We start from the raw sequence: 19,723 nt of genomic DNA, 5'->3' as shown, positions 1-19,723 counted from the left end.
CGCTTAAAAGTAAACTAAACAGCCGTATAGAGTCCAGTAGTGAACCAGTCCAATGACCAATATATTACCGCCATACTGCCCTCGCTTTTTCGCCATCTCGATACGGCGGTTGTTATTGCCGACACAGATCGCCGTATCCAGTTTTTTAACCCACAAGCAGAAGCTCTGTTCGGTTGCAGCCTAGCCGATGTCAAAGGCGCTAGCACGCGCATTCTTTATGCCGAACAAGAAGACTTTACCGCGACGGGCAAAGATCGTTTTAATACACACTCAGTTCAAACATACTATGACGTTTATGTGGTGAGGTATAAAACCGCCGATGGCCATGTGTTTTTAGGTGAAACACATGGTGGGCCAGTATGCAATGAGCAGCAAGTTGTCACCATGTACGTGGCTTTTATTCAAGACATTAGCACCCGCGTAGAAGTAGAATCCGCTCTCAACCAGCTCCACTCAATCACTTCAGCACGCAATTTAGATTTTTGCCGCCGCGTGGAGCGCATTCTCTCTCTCGGGTGTAAACACTTTAACTTGCCTATTGGCATACTAAGCCAAATTAATGGCCAGCGTTATACCATAAAATACGCGCAGCATCCCGACAACGCCCTGCAGTCTGGGCAGGTGTTTGATCTGAAAGAAACATACTGTTATCACGTCTACGAGACTAATGAGGCGCAAGGTTTCCACCATGTTTCGCAAAGCGATATCAAAACCCATCCCTGCTACGAACACTTCGGCCTCGAAGCATATATCGGTGCCCCCATTTTTATTGATGGCGAACGCTATGGCACGTTAAATTTTTCAAGCCCAGAACCCACTCGCCCCTTTGTCTCACAAGACTACGAATTGGTGCGACTCTTTGCCGAGTGGGTCGGCCATGAACTGGCGCGTCTACGGGACTGGGAAGCACTCGAGCAGGCACAGCAATTGCTCGAGATACAAGCAAATACTGACTCGTTGACGCAACTTTATAACCGCCACTATCTCAGCAATGCTCTCGTTCAGGAGTTGGCACGCTGCAAACGGTACAACAATCCCTTAACGCTGGCGATCGTAGACTTCGATAATTTCAAACGCTTAAACGATACCTATGGTCATCGGGCAGGCGATATCGCCTTACAACGCTTTGGCAATATTGTACGGGAAGAATCACGGACCAATGACATATACGGCCGCTGGGGCGGAGAAGAGTTTCTCTGCTTGCTTCCTGAAACAGATTTAAGTGGTGCGGAAGTTGTACTAAAACGTTTGGTGGAGCGCGTACATAGTGAAGAAATTCACGTCGACGGACAAACCATACGCTGTACCATCAGTATCGGTTATACGGGCTTCTCGGCAGGTGATACACAAGACAGTATCATTCAACGTGCCGATACCGCGCTCTATCTCGCCAAAGAAAACGGCCGCAATCGAATCGAGAAGCAATGATTCATCCTCGCTGTTTGCGGGCCCAGTAGATGTAGTCTTGGATCACAGGCTCAGCGAGTAAAAGGTCGAGGGTGTGTAATGCGCGACCCAGGTGTTTTTCACTGAATTGGCGATGAATAAAAGCATGGCAAGGCCGGCATACCCAAATACCGTGTTCGCGCATGTAAGGTCGGGAAAAACGTTTAGTGAACCATTTGTTGTTGTGACAAGTTTTGGGGATCAAGTGATGGAAGGTCAGCGGCCTTGGGTGCTGACACAGTGCACAGGGCGTTGAAGAAGGCGGAGAGGCAGGCATACAGGTAATAACACTTAAAAAGAAGGTCGCATCGATAACTGCGACCCTCATAACCAGTATCTGGTTCAATTACGCGAAGTTGTCACGCAAGTATTCAATAATGTCGTCCGATTCATACATCCACTGGGTTTCGCCGCCTTGGTCAATACGCAGACAAGGCACCATGCCTTTGCCGCCTTCGGCCTGTAAGCGTTGCCACTCTTCGGCGTTAGCGTTCATATCCACCAGCGGAATATCTAACTTAAGCTCTGTCATGACTGCACGCACTTTATGGCAAAATGGGCAGTGCTCTTTGTGGTACAAACTTAGTCCGTTCAAATCAGCCATTATGTTTCCTTTTTGAAGAAGCGGCCATGGGTGTGCCGCTGTTTACTGTCATTGTTTATCCCTAATGATGGCATTGAAGACGGTATTGATGCTAGTCATCAACTCGCTTTGTTAGCACTAAATTGCGACAACCGCTCGACGAGCGTACGGGTTTCATCAATGAGGCCACTGATTTCTGACGCCGATGCGGTGGTTTTTTGTGCCAGCGCACGTACCTCATCCGCTACCACAGCAAATCCTCGGCCCGCATCCCCAGCTCGAGCAGATTCAATCGCCGCATTAAGGGCAAGTAAATTGGTTTGGTCAGAAATGCCGTTAATCGTCCCTGTAATGGTGCCAATGCTATCTAGAATTTGCACCATCGACCCATGCGTGTCGCTGATCACCGCGTTCCGTTCACTCACATCAGAGCCATAAACGATAGTTTTGGAAAGCTTTCCATCGTCATCTAACACAGGTGACATTACAGCTTCGACCGTCACACGCTTGTGCTCATGTTCACAGGTAAAATGCTGCTGAATGACTTGGCCAGATTGGAGACGTTGTAGATCGTAATCACCGACTAACCCTTTTAAGTCGCGGTAACGGCGTTGGCATGCGTCCAGACTCTTTTCTCCAAGGGCATTTAAGCCATGACTATTGATCAACTCAAAGTGTCCTTGCGAGTCACATTCAATCACGATGTTACTTTCGGAAATCGCTTTTAGACGAGCATCATTCTCCACCGCTTCAGATTTGGTCGCATTAACATTCGCCTGCACCGAGATATACCGCTCGACTTGACCATCATGACCAAAAATTGGGTTAATCGATAACGAGATCCAGTAAGGTTCACCCGCTTTGGTATAGTTGAGTATTTCTTCGTAAAAAGGCTGGTTATTATCAAGGTTATGCCGAATACGCGCCACGGTTTCTGGGCTTGTGTTCTTGCCTTGCAATACATGCCCCGGCTTTTTGCCAATCATGTCTTCCAAGGTATAGCCCGTCATGTTGGTAAACCCAGGGTTCACATACTCAACCAAGCCATTGGGGTCGGTGATAATCACTGAGTTATCCGTCCCGTTAGCCACCAGTGACAGTACCTTAAATTCTTCTTGCTGCTTTTTCTGCGCGTCGATGTCTTTCACAAACGCAGTGTAGAGAATATCACCGCTGTCGAGTTTGACCCGAGATAGAGATAGGTTTGCCCATATCGTTTGGCCGTCAAAAGTGTGTAATTCAATATCGCGTGACGTGCCCACGATTTTGTCTTGGCCAGTTTCCCTGTTGGCGTTCACAAATTGATCGTGTCTAGATTGGATCTCAGCAGGCACCAGCATTTTCACATTTTTGCCCAACACCTCGTCTCGTTTACATCCCCACAATGCTTCAGCCGCTTTATTGAAAAAGATCACTTCATTCTTGCTGTTAATCGTGACGACTGCATCAATACACTGTTCGAGGGTTTGATTAATGATTTCTTGAGACTCTTTCTGTTTGCTGATGTCTTTTACAAACGCGGTATAGTGGATGTGCTTGCCAACTTGGACTTTCGATAACGAAAGGTTACACCATGCGATACCGCCATCTTTACGTTCAACCTGAACATCGCGCGATGTGCCAACAATCTTGTCCTCACCGGTATTTCGGTTGTTATTCACATAGCTGTCGTGATTCGCCTGATACATTCTCGGCACCAGCATTTTCACGTTTTTACCGAGGACCTCATCGGGACGATACCCCCACAAACGCTCAGCGGCGGGATTGTAGTAGGTGATGTTATTGTGGTGGTCAATCGTCACAATCGCATCGATGGCTTGATCGAGGACTTGCTGTAGTGCACCCTCACTCTTTCTTAGTAACTTTGACTTAAACATGGCAAGCCCTCCCATTAAAATTATTAACACAAATATCAGTACTAATGTGAGGGTAAAACTAGTTCGTTTATTGGTAAAAGGAGATGTAAAAAAATGAGTATCTCAAAAAGAGTATGAGCATATAAACATTCGCCAATAAAATTGGCCTTTTAAATTAATGACCTATGAATCATAGTCAAGCCAGCCGTTCCACATGCGTGTTATCACCTTGTTAGAGGTCCGATGAGAGTGGTGTGCGAATGTATCCAGTTGTAGTCATATTATGATATTTACCGTCATATCGCCCGCACCGTCAGGTCTAATACTACCTCAGCGCTTTTTGGTAACAGACACCATCAATATGTTGCCCCGCGATACGGGCGATATGAGATACTTAGCGACATTTACTAAACCCGTTCCGCTCCAACACGGTTTGCGATGCCATGTTGGTCGTAGACGCCATGGCGTTGAGTGTCACAAGTCCGTATCAGCGAGGGTAAGGGGGCGGATCAGCAGCTGCATAACACGACCAAATTAATCCGGCCCATGTTCAAACTGTTTTAATGCCTCATTAGGCGTATGCCATGGTGCCTTCGACGCCGTGTGAATATGAAAATTTGGCGCCGATTGTGGAGCGGTATCCAAAATTCCCAGACGAATATTGAACACTCCCTTATTGATTTTATGAGAGAAAAGGCTCGACCCACATTGCCCACAAAAAGCAAGCACCGTTTCTGCGCTCTTCTCATAATAACGAATATGCGTTTGGCCAGCCGTGACCGAGACTTTGTCTGCCTCTATGCCGCCGACTGATGAATAGTCTGAACCAGTAAACTTTCGACATTCAGAGCAATGGCAGTTTCCCATATAAAGGAAAGTGTCAGGTAATGTAAGACGGACACCACCGCATAGGCAACGAGCAGAGAGTGTGGACATAAGCATACCTCTATCTAAAATATCAGACTTTATTGTCTACGCCTGTCTAGCAAAACACAATTAAAATGTTGAATTTCATAGGTATAGCTATCTGCTCATTTTCGCCATTGATGTTTGCCACTTTCGCCCATTTTCTATTTACAGTGTAAATTTATTGACAACGCGTCGACCTAACGAGACGCCTGACGAAAAAATGCTCACAATCCTGACGCCTCCCTGAACATATAGTGACATCGATCACATAAATTATTGCAGTTTAATGAAGCTCACCGTACTATCAATCCAAATGAAATTTTTGGGATAAGGGTCACACATAGGGTGGTGACACCTGCTACGGACGGGCAGATCGTTTTATCGAATTGAGGATAATATGACATTACCACGGTCTTCATCTGCTGCGCGTACGGTGCTTAAAAGCGCCGGACAATTTTTTATAATCGCCCTTTACTTCGCTGGTATTGCAGGCATTGTTCATTACAGTGTGGCTTCTCACAACGTTGCTTCCGAATCATCATTGATTGAGCTGTCCCAGCTGGGGCTACTCGCCGCGACGGTATTTGCGTTTCGTCGTGTCGCTAAGTTCAGTCAATCCCTTCACCACGCTGCCGGGCTTATGAGTGCCTTTTTCTTGGTATTAATGATCCGAGAACTGGATGCCACACTTGATGTGGTGATGCATGGTTTTTGGAAAGTACCGGCACTCATTGTAACGGGGCTCGCCATTTGGCCCGCTTTGAAACACTGGCGAGAAACCCTCACTAGCCTTGCGCAAGCAGTTCATTCAAGACACAGCACGGTTTTAATGATCGCCTTAGCGCTGTTACTCGTGTATTCGCGTTTGTTTGGTATGGGCGAGTTATGGGAACAAGCGATGGGCGCCAACTACGTACGAGATGTGAAAAATATTGCGGAAGAAAGTACCGAATTAGTCGCTTACTCACTCATTTGGCTGTCGGCGCTGGGGTACCTTGCTGAGGCAAAGAAATGGCGTTTCGTAACAAAAACTCAGCCAAGCCCAACGACAATCGAAAGTGACATCTCTGCCTAATCCTCTCTTCCCCAAACACTTATCTTGTTTTGACGTCGCCAGTGGGCGACGTCGCGGCTTAATGCTAAGATTGAAACAAATAGCATAGGAAGTCAGAAGCATGACGAGAACATTTTTGGTCTTTACGCTCTTTATGAGTATTTTCGCTCACGCTAACACGGAAGATTCATCAAACGCCGAGCAGCTGGTGACGGGAAAGAACGAGACGATTTGCAAATCGACCTTTAGCCAAGAAATGATTAGCCAGCAAATGACGTTTAGTAATCAAGCTAATGCGCAAGACGTTAGGCGCATTGCCGAGCGTAAAATTGCGGCAGCCCGAAAAACGTTTGCCGATACAGGCAGCTATTGTGATGCTGCCCAAGTACTGATGAATTTTGAGCCTAAGTCCCTCTCAGGCCAAGATGGCGATGCGCAATTTAAAGAGCAATAACGCACAGCCGGCCATTGGCCTAAATACTTTTATCGGACATTAACGATACTAAGCGCCGTGATCGACGCACACTTTTCCTCCTCCCGCCTGGGCTGTGATACACTCCTGCCACTGATCAATAAGGGCTCGAATAATGAAGAAAATACTATTCGTTGTTGCGCTTGCCGCGACACTCAGTGGCTGTGATAACGATGAAGTTGGCGACGTAAGCCTAGGGATGTTTACCATGAAAGACATCAAGCTTAACCATCTCGTCGATCCTGTGGTAAGCGGGGTGACGTGCCATGTTGCGTCTGTCGAAGCGGACTTAAGCTTTTCTGATCCCAGTGATAGCGCTATCTCTTGTCGTCAAACTGGGGAGATTACGCCCGAGATGATTGCCAATATTGATAAAAGCGCATCGGGCGAAGTGGTATTTAGAAAATCGAAAAGTATTTTCTTCAAGTCGATGAAGATTCGTCGGATCTTCGATGTGAAAAATCAGACCTTGATGTATCTCTCTTACTCAACCAAAGAAACATCTGGCAGCTTTAAGCATAGCTTGTCCACGGTTCCTCTTTGGGGCACCAAGGCGTACCAGTCACAACCACAACAATAATCACCGCCACGCCTACAGGCGACATTTAAACGAGAACTCGATGAACAAAGTCGAAACACAGATGAATACGTGGCTAGATGAGGTGGTGATTGGACTAAATCTTTGCCCTTTCGCCGCTAAGCCCCGTCGCAAACAACAAATTCAGCTCACTGTGTGCGACGCTCAGGATGATACCGAGATTTTAACTGCCATTTATCAGGCTTTAGTCCATCTTGATCACACCGAGCCTGCCATCACTGATACCACGGTGGTCGTGGTGCCCAACGCGCTCGCTGACTTTGATCACTACCTCGACGTGGTCGATGCTACCGAGGCGATGATTGACCACTACCAGTGGCGGGGAGTTTTCCAAGTCGCCAGTTTTCATCCCAACTATTGTTTTGAAGGGTGCGCGCCAGAAGATAGCGAGAACTTGACCAATCGCTCCCCCTATCCATGCTTTCACTTGATTCGTGAAGCCAGCATGTCACGCGCGCTGGCGCATTATGGCCAAGATCCAGAACAGATCCCCGCACGCAATATTGCGCGTGTTTCAGCACTCACCCATGAAGAGCGTCAAGCACTCTTTCCTTGGATAAAAGCCTCATCAGACTGAACCACTACCTGGGGTTGGGCAAGGTGCTGCCCCTCAAGTGACAAGGATAAAAGATCGCGGTTTTCCAGCACACCAACCCCTTCGGGGGTGCCCGTTAGCACAATGTCGCCTGGGTTCAACCAGAATGTCTGGCTTATATGCTGAATAAGCGCGATCACAGGCATTAACATACTCGCGCTATTTCCCTGCTGCCGCCTCTCGCCATTGATGGACAATGCAAAGACGACCTCACGCCAATCATCAGGCACCGCGACAAAACGTCCAATCGCTGCGCTCCCCGCGAACGCTTTCGCCCGCTCCCAAGGCAGTCCTTTTTGTTTTAAGCGGCTTTGCGTTTCACGACGGGTCAAGTCCAGCGCCAGTGTCATTCCGCCCAAGGCGTCTTCAACGGCTTGCTTAGTGGCATGAAATAAAGGTTTGGTGATCAGCACCGCCAGCTCGGTTTCGTAATGAACGGGAGCGAATGACGCCACTATCGCTAGCTTGTCATCTAACGGTTGGATGGCACTCGGCGGTTTCATAAACAGCACAGGTTCGTCCGGAATAGGATTGTTAAGCTCCTGCGCATGGGCAGCATAATTCCGTCCCACACACACCACCTGTCCAACGGGCAAATCGATCGCTCCACCCTCTAACCATTGATGTTGATAACGCATCGTTTTCTTCCTTGCTAATGAAAAGTCGATCCCTGACTAATTTTGATAACGAAAAAGGCAAGAATGCAAGACACAGTTAGCATTTCCCGTGTCACTGACTTGTTGATTTTTCTAACTCGTCCAAGGATACAAAGAGAGATTGAAGGGAGCACCTATGCCGCAACATCCACTTGATTCCCCCATCCATTGTGTCATCTTTGACTGCGAAGGGACCTTGGTTGACTCCGAGAAGCTATCTCACCAAGCCTTGGTAGAAACCTTCTCTACATTTGGTGTGCGTATTGATCTGCAAGACTCGCTCGATCATTTTGAGGGCGGAAAACTGACCGATGTCCTCCAGCAAACCTGCGAACGAAACGGGGCACATATTCCTATTGATCAACTCGAGCCACGTTTTCGGCACTTGTGTCGTCAGTATTTCGAGGCTGAATTAGCACCGGTAAAAGGCATTGAAACCGTCTTACAGGCGCTTGAACAGCAAGGCATTGATATTTGTGTGGCATCAAATAGCCCCGTAGAAAAAATGACGCATGCTCTGCGACTCACCAAGCTGTTGCCCTACTTTGAGCATCGCCTATTCAGTGCCTTTGATACTAACAGCTGGAAGCCGGCCCCCGATCTGCTTCACTACGCCGCGATGAATATGGCCTGTCCTACCGGCCAATGTGTGTTCATCGATGACACCAACAAGGGCATACAAGCGGGGATCAATGCCGAGATGCGTACTATCCACTTTAACCCCAACCCCAATGTACCCACAACGGCGCACCCTTTGGTGACTCGGTTATTTAAAAGTGAAGACTTACTCTCGTTTTTTCACAGAGCCAGTCTGAGCATCACGCGCTGAGCCACCACAGAGTGTCACCGCATGTTGCCGCCACCATTCTGTATCAATGCGGATCGTCTGGCTCCCTTGGGCGGGCTGGATGCGCCACGCTCGCGTCACCGTTAACACGGGCGTACCCGCAGGCACGGCCAATACACTGGCACGCTCACTGTCTAACGCTTCCCACGTGCTCGACCAAGACACATCCGCGTTCGCTGGCGTGTTTAACAACGTTGCCTGGTCACCGGTTTGCCAGACACTGGGGAAATAATCAGGATGGAGAAACGTACGCACAAAGCCAACAGGTAACTGCGCGATCTGAATCAGTCCCTCACCCTCAAACACCTGCGCAAAGGGAGGCAGTTGCATTTGATCACTCACCGCCGCTGACGCCATGGGCGTCTTTTGCGCCAACCAAGCAAATTGACCACCGTGTTGAGAGAAATCATGCTGCCAATCGACGAGTTGGCTGGGATCATACGCACAAGGGGTAGGCGCCACAAACCAGCCACGTCGCTCCCGCCGATATATGCGTCCCTCTGCCTCAAGCACCGCAAGTGCTTCACGCAAGGTGACACGGGTAGTGGAAAAGGTGTCTGCAAGCTGACGCTCACCCGGGAGTTTTTTGTCCGGCGCCAGTAAACCGCGATCAATTTGCGCTAATAATTGCTGGCGAATCGCCATAAATTGCATCATGAGCTGTCAGGCCTGCGTGATCTTTGTATCGCTAGTGTGATCTTTCTCAATTTGCTGTCAAAACCTGACCATTATGTCCAAGAAATAAACAGTGATTAAGATAGAATCGCCAGTCTACGCGGAATCGGAGCAAAGAACAAAAGATGCACCTAAGGAACACACTGAGACATTTCCCATTACAACTAAGCCGACGTCTTGTGTGTCTCACGCTTTTATGTTGGTTCGGTTTGTCAGGACATATCACGCCCAGTTATGCCAAAGATAATCAATTATCTGATTATTTTATTGAAACCTGGACCTCTGCCAACGGATTGCCCCATAACAGCATCAATGCCATCGCCCAAACTTCGGATGGCTATTTGTGGTTTGCGACCTGGGAGGGCGTGGCACGTTATAACGGTTTAGAGTTTGTGCGCTTTGACCGCGGCCCTGACACACAAATGCAAGACTCAGGCACGCGCGCCCTGGCGACCGGACCGAACAATCAACTTTATGCCGGCGGGGCGCGAGGCAGCTTAGTGATGCGCCAAGGCTTTTCGTGGCAGGGCCTTCCCACCGCTCCCAGCCTCATTAATGATGCGCTCCATGACCAAACAGGCGGCTTATGGCTCGCGGTTGAGGGAAAGGGGATTGCTTACTACGCCCCCGAGCAGCTCTCGCAACCCGACCCCACCCCACAGACATTTATCGATACTGTGAGCAGCTATCACCTGACCCAAACCGCCGATGGTCAAGTCTACGCAGCCACCGAAAAAGGGGTCTATCAACTATCGTTACAACATGGCGCGACGCCTCTCTCTTTTCATAATCTGTTTCGTAAAGCCTTTTATGTCTCGAGTGGTCAGGATGGGAGCCTCCTCGTCGGCTCCGAAAATGGCGCTTGGCGCTATAAAAACAGTCGCTGGACACCACTGGCGAGTGAGCTACTCCACCAAGCGATTACCATGGTTGAACAAGACAGTCGTGGTGCCTATTGGTTCGGTACGCTCAACAACGGGATTGCCCACATGAGAGGCCAACATGTCGATTTTCTTGACGCTCACCGCGGACTGTCTAACAACCGGATATTATCCTGGTTTGAAGACAATGAAGGCAGTATTTGGATAGGCACCAATGGCGGGGCAATGCGGCTTAGATACGCGCCGTTTGTAACGCTGACTAAAGATAATGGACTAGCCGGTGACTATGTGCGCACCGTACTTGCGGGCGATAAAAATACGGTGTGGGCAGGGGCCAGTGAAGGGTTAAGCCAAATTGATATCGTACAAGGTAATGCCAAAATATTAGCCGACGACATATCGGTGCTCAGTCTCGCGCCTCGAGCACAAGGTGGCGTCTGGGTGGGCACCTATCAACAAGGTCTCTATTATTGGGAGCAAGGCTCGCTCACCCCCGCCACAACACTGAACGATCAATTACCTGACCATGAAGTCAGGGCGATTGTCGAACGTGAGGGCACATTATGGGTGGGCACACCCCGTGGCTTGATCAAGTTTTCGTCCCCGCCAAGCAACCAACCCGCGCGCGCGTCAGCCGTTTATCAAAAGCGTGCACGCTACACCAGCCAAAATAGTGCCCTCCCCGGCAACTATATTATGTCGTTAACGTTCGACGATACAGGCAAGCTATGGATAGGAACGGGCAGCGGCGCCGGGTATCTGCACAAACAGACCATCATTCCTCTCGATTTCAGCGAGCAAGAGCAGGCGCAGTATGTGTTTGGCTTTTTCCACGAACCGGGTTACGTATGGATGGCCACTGATCGAGGAATTATCCGTTATCGGCAGGCGGATGGCCAACTCGCCTTGGTCGGCCGACCCCATGGCCTACCGATTGATAAATTCTTTCAAATCGTTAAAGGCGATGACCAAAGTTTTTGGTTGTCCAGCAACCGAGGGATCTGGCGAGTCAACTATTATCATGCCCATCAAGTAGCGGATAACACCCGCACGCGTATTGACTTTGAGCACTATGATCAAAGCGATGGCATGAGAAATAGTCAGGCCAATGGCGGCTCTAATCCTGCGGCGACCAAAACCGCAGAGGGCGATATTGTCTTCGCCACCGCCAAAGGGGTGACTAGCGTAAAGCCGACCCGGCTAGCGCAATTACTTAGCCAGCCGTTACCGATTGTGATGCAACAAGTGCGATTTGATGGCCAAGCGATTAATCCTGAGGCAAGTAACACCGCACCGGCGGGCACCAATCGCGTATCTTTCTCCTATGCGGCGCTCGGCTATACGATGCCAGAGCAAATCCAGTACCGCACCCAGCTAGAGGGCTTTGAGTCTGAATGGGCCTATCGCCACGAAAACCATATTGCCGAATATACGAATTTACCACCGGGTGACTACACCTTTAAAGTGAGTGCACGCTACCCCTATAGCGATTGGAGTGATGATGTGCTTAGCTATCGCTTCAGTGTGACCCCCTCACTTTGGCAACGGTCAGATATACGTGCGCTAGGTTTTTTGGCCTTAGTCGCCCTCGCCTACGGCGCCTTTATGTGGCGGATCCGCCGGATGCAACAAAAAGAAGCGCAGCTCAAAGCGCTAGTGAAAGAGAAAACGCAAGCGCTGCAAGCGCAAGCTGACGATTTTGAACGTATGTCGAAAGAGGATGCATTAACGGGTCTGGCTAACCGGCGTGCGTTTGACGAGTACTGGCACCTCGCCTTTGATGACGCCAACCAGTCGGGTCAGCCCTTACAAGTGGCCATTTTAGATATTGATCATTTTAAGCGCATTAACGATCAGCATTCGCATCTGGTGGGCGATCAAATTATCCAGCGTATTGGGCGCTTTTTGCATAACGAACGCCAACAGTTAAGCCATGTTGCCCGCTGGGGTGGCGAGGAGTTTACGTTACTGTTTGCAGGTACCCCTGCAGATGGCTACACCTACTTTGACGGCTTACGTCGCCGTATCGCGGCACTGACCCTCGACGACATTGCGCCGTCATTAAAAGTGACGGTAAGCATTGGTGTGGCTGGCAACCATCAGGCCACGGATTATGTTGATGGCCTCAAACAAGCCGATCAAGCCTTGTACCGTGCCAAGCGCGATGGGCGCAATTGTGTTCGTCAACGTAGTGGTCAATCGTCATACGCGGATGCGTAAAAAAGGTAAAAAAAGGAGCGCCAGCGCGCTCCTTTTTGTTAGATCTGATGAAAAATAACGTTTGTCACCAACGCTTACGCCATGGTTTCTAAACTCTTTTCATAAGACTCATATTGCTTGGCTACCGACTCGCTTGGGCCACCGGTTGCTTTACTTACCACAATCGCGCCCAGTCCCGCGAAGATAAAGCCAGGAACAATTTCATACAGATCGAAAATGCCGCCTGAAAGCTGTTTCCATACCACAACTGTCACGCCGCCGACGAGAATCGCAGTCAGTGCACCATTTCGGTTCATGTCACGCCAGAACAGGCTTAACAGTAGTGCTGGACCAAAGGCTGCACCAAAGCCTGCCCATGCATACGACACCAGGCCAAGGACTGAGCTTTCTGGATCCATCGCTAAGCCAAGCGCAATCGCTGAGAGCAAGATCACTGCACCACGACCGACCATGACCACTTCTTGCGTGGAGGCATCGGGACGGAACACTTGCTTATAGAAATCTTCTGCTAACGCAGACGACGACACCAGTAGCTGTGAATCCGCGGTACTCATGATCGCGGCCAAAATCGCGGCGAGCAGGATACCGGCGATGACAGGGTGGAAGGCCGCGTTAACGAGAAGCATGAAGATTTTCTCGCCATCCTTCAGGTCACCGGTCATGTCGTTTTGCACGTACAAAATACCCACCAGCCCGATAAGCACCGCACCAAACATTGAAAGCGCAGACCAGCCAACCGCAATACGACGCGCGGTGGTAATGTCTTTGTTTGAACGGGTCGCTTGGAAACGTGCCAAAATGTGTGGCTGTCCAAAGTAACCCAGCCCCCATGCGGCCAGCGATGCAATGCCGATCCAAGACAGAGGCTCGCCCTCAACATCACGCCAGATCGTCATCAATTCAGGGTTAATCGCCGCTACGTCGCCACCCAATTTGAAGATGCTACCGTCCATGATAACGAAGGGCACGACCAACAGGGCTGCCGCCATCAACAAACCTTGTACCAAGTCAGTCCAAGATACCGCTAAGAAACCACCGAACAAGGTATAAGACACAACACAAATGGTGCCAATGACCACCGCAGTGGTGTAATCAAACCCAAACACCGTGGTGAAGAGTTTGCCCCCTGCAACCAAACCTGAACTGGTATAGAAAAGGAAGAAAAGCAAAATGAAGAAAGCAGAGATGGTTTGCAGCAGTTTTGATTTGTCTTCAAAACGACGGGCAAAAAACTCCGGTAACGTCAATGCGTTATCTGCTTCAATACTGTAAGTACGCAGGCGCTTGGCACAAATCAACCAGTTCAGGTAAGTCCCTAGCAGCAAACCGCCTGCTAACCAAAGTGATTCCATTCCCGCAGCGTAGGCATAGCCAGGCAGGCCAAGCAGCAACCAACCACTCATGTCTGATGCACCCGCTGACAAGGCGGCGGGCCATGGGCCTAACGAACGCCCCCCGAGGAAGTAATCTTCGGAGTTGGATGTGCGTTTGTAGGCATATACACCAATGGCAAGCATCATGATGAGATATGCCAGAAAGGTTGCACTGATGGCATAGCTATTGTCTATCATATCTGTCCCTCAATTACATGGTCCCAGTCGGGGCCATCTCTGGAAAGTTAATGTTCACCACTGCCGAGTTCCAGAAGCGTGGCATTACCACCTACAGCAGTGATATTTATGGTTCGGGTGCATTCGGTCACAAAACGCAACACATAGTCGGGCGAACCAATCACGGGATAATGCGCCGTGTCAGTTTCCGCAACCAGTGTGGCGATCACACCCTGTCGTTGTGCAAGTTGGCGATTGACATGCCGCACATGTGCGTCTTCCCCTGTCGTTGCCAACCCGACGATATGCGGATGAACCAGCAGATCGCTAAGCGCGTCAATACTCACGCGCACGGCCACACGGTCTGGGCATCCGGCTTTAATGAGGTCGGCCAGTACAGCGTCGACCATATCAGCGTGAGTGCCCTCAACACTCACTACCACACAATTACCAGCGACCAAGGCGGCGGCTAACTGGCCACATAAGGCAACGGACGTCAGCGAGGCATCGCCTGTCACCACGACGGTGCCACGCCCGGCGGTATAGAGCTCGTTAGTCTCCCCCGTTGGCCCTGGTAATTCATGTACTTTGTTGAGCAGTCGGTCTGCGCTGTCGCACTGAAAACGGATCATGCTCGCCGCTTGGGCAAAGTCATCGCCCCGTGCGGCAACGGTTTCAGACCACCGCTGTAATAAAATGATGCGGCCAGCAACGGCTTGATCGTTCCAGTCTTCCCATACCGCGTCACACTGCTCTAAAACGTTATTTAATTGCTCCATCACGCTTCTCCTGATCTTGATACCAACCGATTTATTGAACGTTTACTGACGCTTGTGTAAAGCGGTAGAGATAATGGGGACCACCTGCTTTCGGGCCAGTGCCTGACAGGCCACGGCCACCAAAAGGCTGAACCCCAACCACGGCACCGACTTGATCACGGTTCACATAGCAGTTACCGACGCGCGCGCGGTACTCGATGTGGGCACACGTGGTTTCATTACGGCTATGCACACCCATTGTCAGGCCGAAACCAGTACGGTTGATATCATCAATCACTTTGTCGAGTTCGTTGGCGCGATAGCGAACAATGTGCAAAATCGGGCCAAAGTGCTCTTCGCTCAGTTGGTCAATGCTGCGAATTTCAAAAGCTGTCGGTGGGACAAAGGTACCTTTGTCGCACTCAGCCGAAAGCGGTACCTGGGTGACTAATTTGCCACTGCGCTTCATTTGTTCAATGTGAGCAAGCAATTTGTCTTTCGCGGTTTGATCAATCACCGGCCCCACATCAGTAGAAAGCCGCTCTGGTCGCCCCACCGACAACTCAGCCATTGCGCCTTTAATCAGGCTAATCACACGGTCTGCGATATCTTCTTGAATGTATAAAACGCGCAGAGCTGAACAACGCTGCCCCGCCGAGGCAAACGCGGAACGCAATACATCACGCACCACTTGCTCAGGTAACGCGGTACTGTCTACCAGCATGGCGTTTTGTCCGCCAGTTTCTGCCACCACAGGCACAGGATCAGCGTCGCGCTCGGCTAACGTGCGTGTAATACGTTGTGCGGTCGGGGTAGACCCTGTAAACGCCACACCGGCAATGCGGCTATCTTCGGTTAATGGCGCCCCTACCACAGGCCCACTGCCTGGAAGCAGTTGGATAACGCCAGTTGGGATCCCGGTTTCAAGTAGCAACTCAATCGCGCGATAAGCGATAATGGATGTTTGCTCTGCCGGTTTTGCCACCACGGTATTACCAGCTACCAGCGCCGCGCTGACTTGCCCCAAAAAGATAGCTAATGGGAAGTTCCACGGGCTAATACAGGTAAAGACACCACGACCTTGATAGCTCACGGACTGCATCTGGCCGTCAAACCCTGTGTATGAAAGCGGCTCGCCCTGCAATGCTTTGGCCTGCTCGGGGTAGTAGCGCAAAAAGTCGACCGCTTCACGCACTTCATCAATGCTGTCGTGAATCGTTTTACCGGCTTCGCGATGACAAATCGCCACCAGCTCACCTAAATTCGCTTCAAGTTTATCAGCCAAGTCAAGTAAGTACTTACCACGCTCACTGACCGCTGTTTTCGACCACTCTGGGTAAGCATTCGCGGCAATATCGAGTGCATTGTTGACTTGGTCAGACGTCGCCCAGTCAACGTGACCGACTGGCTCTTCGCGATCATAAGGCGCAGCGATAGGATGCGTATCGCCAGCCAGACGCTGGCCATTGACAATGGGGCCGGCCTGCCATTGGTGCGCGCCCATAAAAGGCGCAACGCTTGCGGTGAAAGGCTGCCATTCTGAGTCGATATCAGTGGCTACGCCTTGAGAGTTCTTACGCGACGCGCCAAAGATATCTAACGGCAAGGGGATACGATCGTTATGCAGTGTTGGGTTAGCGCGCAGTGTATCGACAGGATCCGCAATCAGATCGTCAATCGGGCAACGTGCATCAACCAAGCGGTGAACAAAAGAGCTGTTTGCGCCATTTTCCAGTAAGCGGCGCACCAAATAAGGGAGCAAGTCTTTGTGGCTGCCCACTGGGGCATAAATGCGCACTTCAGTGTTAAACAAGGCTTTCGCATGGTTATACAGCGCGTCGCCCATGCCATGAAGGCGCTGAAATTCAAAGTCTTGATGGGTCGCCATCGAGGCTATCGCGGCTATGGTATGGGCGTTGTGACTGGCAAATTGCGGATAAATCAGACCGCGTATATGCTCGCTAAGTAGGAAGCGTGCACAGGCTAGGTAAGAAACGTCTGTCCCTTCTTTGCGGGTAAATACCGGATAACCGTGATGTCCCGTTTGCTGACACAGTTTAATTTCACTGTCCCAATAAGCGCCTTTTACTAACCGCATTGGGATCACATCGCCTTGCTCTTTCGCTAAGGCCGCTAGCCAAGTAATCACAGGGAGCGCACGTTTTGAATAGGCTTGCACCACCAGCCCAAATTTCCCCCAGCCTTTAACCACAGGATCGCGGTATAGCTTTTCAAACAGTGCCAGTGATAGCTCTAGACGATCCGCTTCTTCAGCATCAATGGTGATCGCGACATCTTTTTCACGGGCGCGCTTGAGCAGAACGAGCACCGTCTCGAACATTTCGTCCATCATGCGATCGTAGTTAGCCGCTTCATAGCGGGGATGCAAAGCCGACAGCTTGATAGAGACCGATGGCGATGGGCCTTGATAGCTTGCTTTGGCATCGCCCACCGACTCAATCGCTTGTAAATAATCCGCTAAGTAGGCTTTGGCATCTTCTTGCGTAAGTGCCGCCTCCCCTAACATATCGAATGAGTAGGTAAAGCCGTTATTGCGTGGACCCTCACCGTTCTTCTGCGCTTCATCAATATCACGGCCAAGCACGAACTGGTGACCCATGATTTTCATCGCTTGGTGCATGGCTTGACGAATCACCGGCTCGGACATTTTGTTCACGAGGCGGTTGATCACCGACGTCGGCTTGCCCTCCGTGCTTTCATCCAAGGTCACCACTTTTCCAGTGAGCATCAGCCCCCAGGTTGAGGCATTCACAAACAAGGAGTCGGAATGGCGCAAGTGCGCTTTCCAATCTGCAACACTCAGTTTGTCACGGATAAGGGCATCGGCGGTGTGCGAATCAGGGATCCGCATCAGCGCTTCAGCCAGGCACATCAACAAAATCCCCTCACGCGTATCCAGGCTGTACTCCAGCAAGAGCGCATCAATCATTTGGACCGCTTTTTTATCCGCCCGCACTTGCTCAATTAACTGCGTGGCTTGACGACGAGTTTGCTCACGCTCACTGTCAGTGGCTTCCGCTAGGGGAATTAACTGTTGAAGCCATAGGCTTTCGTCAACGCAATACAGCGGCGAGATTTCAGACCAGAGCTGCGCCAGTGGGCGCTCGATAAACGAGGGCTGCATAGCATCGATGGCTTTAAACATAGTGGTATCCTCACTCACGTCCTCCCAAACTCGGGCAGGAAAAAATGTTACGTCATTGTTACTTTGCGATCGATTCTATGCGTGGTCTATCAGTAGGGTCTTACAAAATACACCGGCATTATTGCAAAATCCTCCGATGATTAACAAATAAAGCGGTCGATCGCCATAATGGCATAACAAAAGACGCGCATATTATTGATGCCGGAGACGGCGACAGCACATCGGGCCACGCTTAAACCGAGCCCTTAAACCTGGCAGGAGAGAGGCCAAAATAGCGAGAAAACGCATTGGTGAAACCACTCTGGCTAGAGAAACCGCAACTATCGGCAATTTGTGCCATGGTCAACTCACTTTCTTTAATCAGTTGTTTCGCTAAAGCAAAGCGTTTTTCAAGCACATATTGATGCGGCGTGGTGCCCACCTGCTCTTTAAATAACTGGTGGAATTGGCTTTCAGCCAGAAACACACTGCCTGCTAGCTGCGCTACCGTGATCTTGCGGCTGATGTGCTGGTGAATATAACGGTCAATGATATCCATGTTTAAGCGATGGCCATCTCGTCGCGGCGAAACATGATCACGGAAATGGCGATGTAATACACACATCAGCGTATCAGCACATGCGCGGCTCAGCAGTAAATCAGATGGGTTGGCGATCATCTCGGCTGTCAGCGCCTTGATCAGCGTTTGTGCATGGGTGTCGAGCTGGAAGTAAGGCTCGCGACTAAACAAACGCGCAATGTTGTCATGCATGGATGCATGCCCCACCCATTCTTGGTATGGAAGGTTAATCACCAGAATTTCATTACGTCCCACCCCGGTAAAAGCATGCTCTTGTGATTCTCCCACCAAACAGCCTTGGCCTGGGCCAACCAGACTACCTCGCCCATCAACATCGAATTCCGTTTGCCCTTGCAGACCAATCACGACCTGCTTGTACTCATGGCTATGGTGAAGCTGTTGTCGAGGTAAGGCGATCACTTCAGAGACTTTGGGTGTTTTTGTCACCATGGCTCTCCCTCTCGGTGCGGATTACGGGTTTGCCGTCAACCATTCAACTTCCTCCTTCATTATTCTGGCACGCTTGTCACCCGTGTGCGACTGGATTCTCTATGCGTATTCTCAACGTTGCGGAACAATGATCAAGTAGTGTATTTTTTACGGCCTATGTCATTTTGACGCTAAAAATGCGAAGGATCCCTCATGTATTGCACGTTGATCGGGGTAATATCGAGAACAATGCGATAAAAAACCCACCTCTGATATATGTAAATAACATAAAATTCAACGACTTACTTTTTATTCGATGGAAATATCACTTACTTGATCATTGTTTCGAGGGGATCAACACCTTGATCATTCTTCCGTTTTATTGTGCCGTCACGCAATCTTATTTGAAGCAAGCCACCGCTTAAGGTAATCTCGCATAAACATAAAAACCATGAGCACAGTTGCACCG

At 50.0% G+C, this 19,723-nt stretch carries 17 protein-coding genes; 7 read left to right on the top strand and 10 right to left on the bottom strand.

Annotated elements, in window-relative coordinates; translation table 11 throughout:
- Positions 1–39 precede the first annotated feature (39 nt).
- Positions 40–1,428 carry a sensor domain-containing diguanylate cyclase gene (locus tag FCN78_RS15035; protein ID WP_077520378.1) on the top strand — a complete coding sequence of 463 codons (1,389 nt, stop codon included), beginning with the start codon at positions 40–42 and terminating at the stop codon, positions 1,426–1,428.
- Between the two features lies 1 nt (position 1,429).
- Here the strand turns inward: FCN78_RS15035 and FCN78_RS15030 are convergent, their stop codons facing one another.
- The 4 genes from FCN78_RS15030 to FCN78_RS15015 all read right to left on the bottom strand — a co-directional run bounded on the left by FCN78_RS15030 (position 1,430) and on the right by FCN78_RS15015 (position 4,821).
- Entirely contained in the window at positions 1,430–1,774 is a 345-nt protein-coding gene (locus FCN78_RS15030) for a hypothetical protein (RefSeq protein ID WP_201258643.1), read from the bottom strand.
- A gap of 18 nt (positions 1,775–1,792) precedes the next feature.
- Positions 1,793–2,050, bottom strand: coding sequence for a glutathione S-transferase N-terminal domain-containing protein (locus tag FCN78_RS15025; RefSeq protein WP_077485007.1), 258 nt, complete (start codon positions 2,048–2,050; stop codon positions 1,793–1,795).
- A gap of 98 nt (positions 2,051–2,148) precedes the next feature.
- Complete coding sequence (locus FCN78_RS15020; protein ID WP_077658906.1) at positions 2,149–3,906, bottom strand: PAS domain S-box protein; 1,758 nt, start codon at positions 3,904–3,906, stop codon at positions 2,149–2,151.
- Between the two features lie 513 nt (positions 3,907–4,419).
- The gene (locus FCN78_RS15015) at positions 4,420–4,821 is read right to left on the bottom strand and encodes a GFA family protein (protein ID WP_077520382.1); all 402 of its coding nucleotides are present in this window, start codon (positions 4,819–4,821) and stop codon (positions 4,420–4,422) included.
- A 370-nt stretch (positions 4,822–5,191) separates the two neighbouring features.
- Between FCN78_RS15015 and FCN78_RS15010 the strand changes: the two genes are divergently transcribed.
- From FCN78_RS15010 to FCN78_RS14995, 4 genes are all read left to right on the top strand, one after another.
- Positions 5,192–5,869 (top strand): hypothetical protein, encoded by a 678-nt coding sequence (locus FCN78_RS15010; protein ID WP_069360858.1) that lies wholly within the window; start codon positions 5,192–5,194, stop codon positions 5,867–5,869.
- Positions 5,870–5,969: 100 nt separating this feature from the next.
- On the top strand, positions 5,970–6,302 hold the full coding sequence (locus FCN78_RS15005; protein ID WP_077658907.1) for a hypothetical protein: 333 nt from the start codon (positions 5,970–5,972) through the stop codon (positions 6,300–6,302).
- A gap of 133 nt (positions 6,303–6,435) precedes the next feature.
- Positions 6,436–6,900, top strand: coding sequence for a CreA family protein (locus FCN78_RS15000; RefSeq protein ID WP_069360860.1), 465 nt, complete (start codon positions 6,436–6,438; stop codon positions 6,898–6,900).
- 40 nt (positions 6,901–6,940) lie between these two features.
- Positions 6,941–7,495 carry a DUF1415 domain-containing protein gene (locus tag FCN78_RS14995; RefSeq protein ID WP_077658908.1) on the top strand — a complete coding sequence of 185 codons (555 nt, stop codon included), beginning with the start codon at positions 6,941–6,943 and terminating at the stop codon, positions 7,493–7,495.
- Here the strand turns inward: FCN78_RS14995 and FCN78_RS14990 are convergent.
- Positions 7,456–8,151, bottom strand: a complete 696-nt coding sequence (locus tag FCN78_RS14990; protein WP_077658909.1) for a fumarylacetoacetate hydrolase family protein — start codon at positions 8,149–8,151, stop codon at positions 7,456–7,458. The two genes, FCN78_RS14995 and FCN78_RS14990, sit on opposite strands and share 40 nt — an antisense overlap.
- Positions 8,152–8,305: 154 nt before the next feature.
- On the opposite strand from FCN78_RS14990, the gene FCN78_RS14985 reads away from it, so the two are divergent.
- Complete coding sequence (locus tag FCN78_RS14985) at positions 8,306–8,998, top strand: HAD-IA family hydrolase (protein ID WP_077658910.1); 693 nt, start codon at positions 8,306–8,308, stop codon at positions 8,996–8,998.
- Here FCN78_RS14985 and FCN78_RS14980 read toward each other — a convergent pair.
- Entirely contained in the window at positions 8,954–9,673 is a 720-nt protein-coding gene (locus FCN78_RS14980; protein ID WP_077658911.1) for a GntR family transcriptional regulator, read from the bottom strand. The two genes, FCN78_RS14985 and FCN78_RS14980, sit on opposite strands and share 45 nt — an antisense overlap.
- Before the next feature lie 227 nt (positions 9,674–9,900).
- Between FCN78_RS14980 and FCN78_RS14975 the strand changes: the two genes are divergently transcribed.
- Positions 9,901–12,792 carry a ligand-binding sensor domain-containing protein gene (locus FCN78_RS14975; protein WP_162274065.1) on the top strand — a complete coding sequence of 964 codons (2,892 nt, stop codon included), beginning with the start codon at positions 9,901–9,903 and terminating at the stop codon, positions 12,790–12,792.
- A gap of 74 nt (positions 12,793–12,866) precedes the next feature.
- Here the strand turns inward: FCN78_RS14975 and putP are convergent, their stop codons facing one another.
- From putP to FCN78_RS14955, 4 genes are all read right to left on the bottom strand, one after another.
- Entirely contained in the window at positions 12,867–14,363 is a 1,497-nt protein-coding gene (putP, locus tag FCN78_RS14970; protein WP_069360866.1) for a sodium/proline symporter PutP, read from the bottom strand.
- 47 nt (positions 14,364–14,410) lie between these two features.
- Positions 14,411–15,121, bottom strand: coding sequence for an aldehyde dehydrogenase family protein (locus FCN78_RS14965; RefSeq protein ID WP_069360867.1), 711 nt, complete (start codon positions 15,119–15,121; stop codon positions 14,411–14,413).
- A 31-nt stretch (positions 15,122–15,152) separates the two neighbouring features.
- Positions 15,153–18,266, bottom strand: a complete 3,114-nt coding sequence (putA, locus tag FCN78_RS14960; protein WP_077658913.1) for a bifunctional proline dehydrogenase/L-glutamate gamma-semialdehyde dehydrogenase PutA — start codon at positions 18,264–18,266, stop codon at positions 15,153–15,155.
- 232 nt (positions 18,267–18,498) lie between these two features.
- Entirely contained in the window at positions 18,499–19,275 is a 777-nt protein-coding gene (locus tag FCN78_RS14955; protein WP_069360869.1) for a helix-turn-helix transcriptional regulator, read from the bottom strand.
- Positions 19,276–19,723: the final 448 nt, after the last annotated feature.

Source organism: Salinivibrio kushneri (assembly GCF_005280275.1).
Taxonomy (GTDB): Bacteria; Pseudomonadota; Gammaproteobacteria; order Enterobacterales; family Vibrionaceae; genus Salinivibrio; species Salinivibrio kushneri.
The sequence above is the reverse complement of the archived record's forward strand: the minus strand, read 5'-3'. Positions and strand labels throughout refer to the sequence as shown.

Excerpts from the sequence above, each read along its gene's own strand:
- FCN78_RS15030 (WP_201258643.1), bottom strand. The coding sequence starts at position 1,774 with ATGAGGGTCGCAGTTATCGATGCGACCTTCTTTTTAAGTGTTATTACC.
- FCN78_RS15025 (WP_077485007.1), bottom strand. The coding sequence starts at position 2,050 with ATGGCTGATTTGAACGGACTAAGTTTGTACCACAAAGAGCACTGCCCA.
- FCN78_RS15020 (WP_077658906.1), bottom strand. The coding sequence starts at position 3,906 with ATGTTTAAGTCAAAGTTACTAAGAAAGAGTGAGGGTGCACTACAGCAA.
- FCN78_RS15015 (WP_077520382.1), bottom strand. The coding sequence starts at position 4,821 with ATGTCCACACTCTCTGCTCGTTGCCTATGCGGTGGTGTCCGTCTTACA.
- FCN78_RS15010 (WP_069360858.1), top strand. The coding sequence starts at position 5,192 with ATGACATTACCACGGTCTTCATCTGCTGCGCGTACGGTGCTTAAAAGC.
- FCN78_RS15005 (WP_077658907.1), top strand. The coding sequence starts at position 5,970 with ATGACGAGAACATTTTTGGTCTTTACGCTCTTTATGAGTATTTTCGCT.
- FCN78_RS15000 (WP_069360860.1), top strand. The coding sequence starts at position 6,436 with ATGAAGAAAATACTATTCGTTGTTGCGCTTGCCGCGACACTCAGTGGC.
- FCN78_RS14995 (WP_077658908.1), top strand. The coding sequence starts at position 6,941 with ATGAACAAAGTCGAAACACAGATGAATACGTGGCTAGATGAGGTGGTG.
- FCN78_RS14990 (WP_077658909.1), bottom strand. The coding sequence starts at position 8,151 with ATGCGTTATCAACATCAATGGTTAGAGGGTGGAGCGATCGATTTGCCC.
- FCN78_RS14985 (WP_077658910.1), top strand. The coding sequence starts at position 8,306 with ATGCCGCAACATCCACTTGATTCCCCCATCCATTGTGTCATCTTTGAC.
- FCN78_RS14980 (WP_077658911.1), bottom strand. The coding sequence starts at position 9,673 with ATGATGCAATTTATGGCGATTCGCCAGCAATTATTAGCGCAAATTGAT.
- putP (WP_069360866.1), bottom strand. The coding sequence starts at position 14,363 with ATGATAGACAATAGCTATGCCATCAGTGCAACCTTTCTGGCATATCTC.
- FCN78_RS14965 (WP_069360867.1), bottom strand. The coding sequence starts at position 15,121 with ATGGAGCAATTAAATAACGTTTTAGAGCAGTGTGACGCGGTATGGGAA.
- putA (WP_077658913.1), bottom strand. The coding sequence starts at position 18,266 with ATGTTTAAAGCCATCGATGCTATGCAGCCCTCGTTTATCGAGCGCCCA.
- FCN78_RS14955 (WP_069360869.1), bottom strand. The coding sequence starts at position 19,275 with ATGGTGACAAAAACACCCAAAGTCTCTGAAGTGATCGCCTTACCTCGA.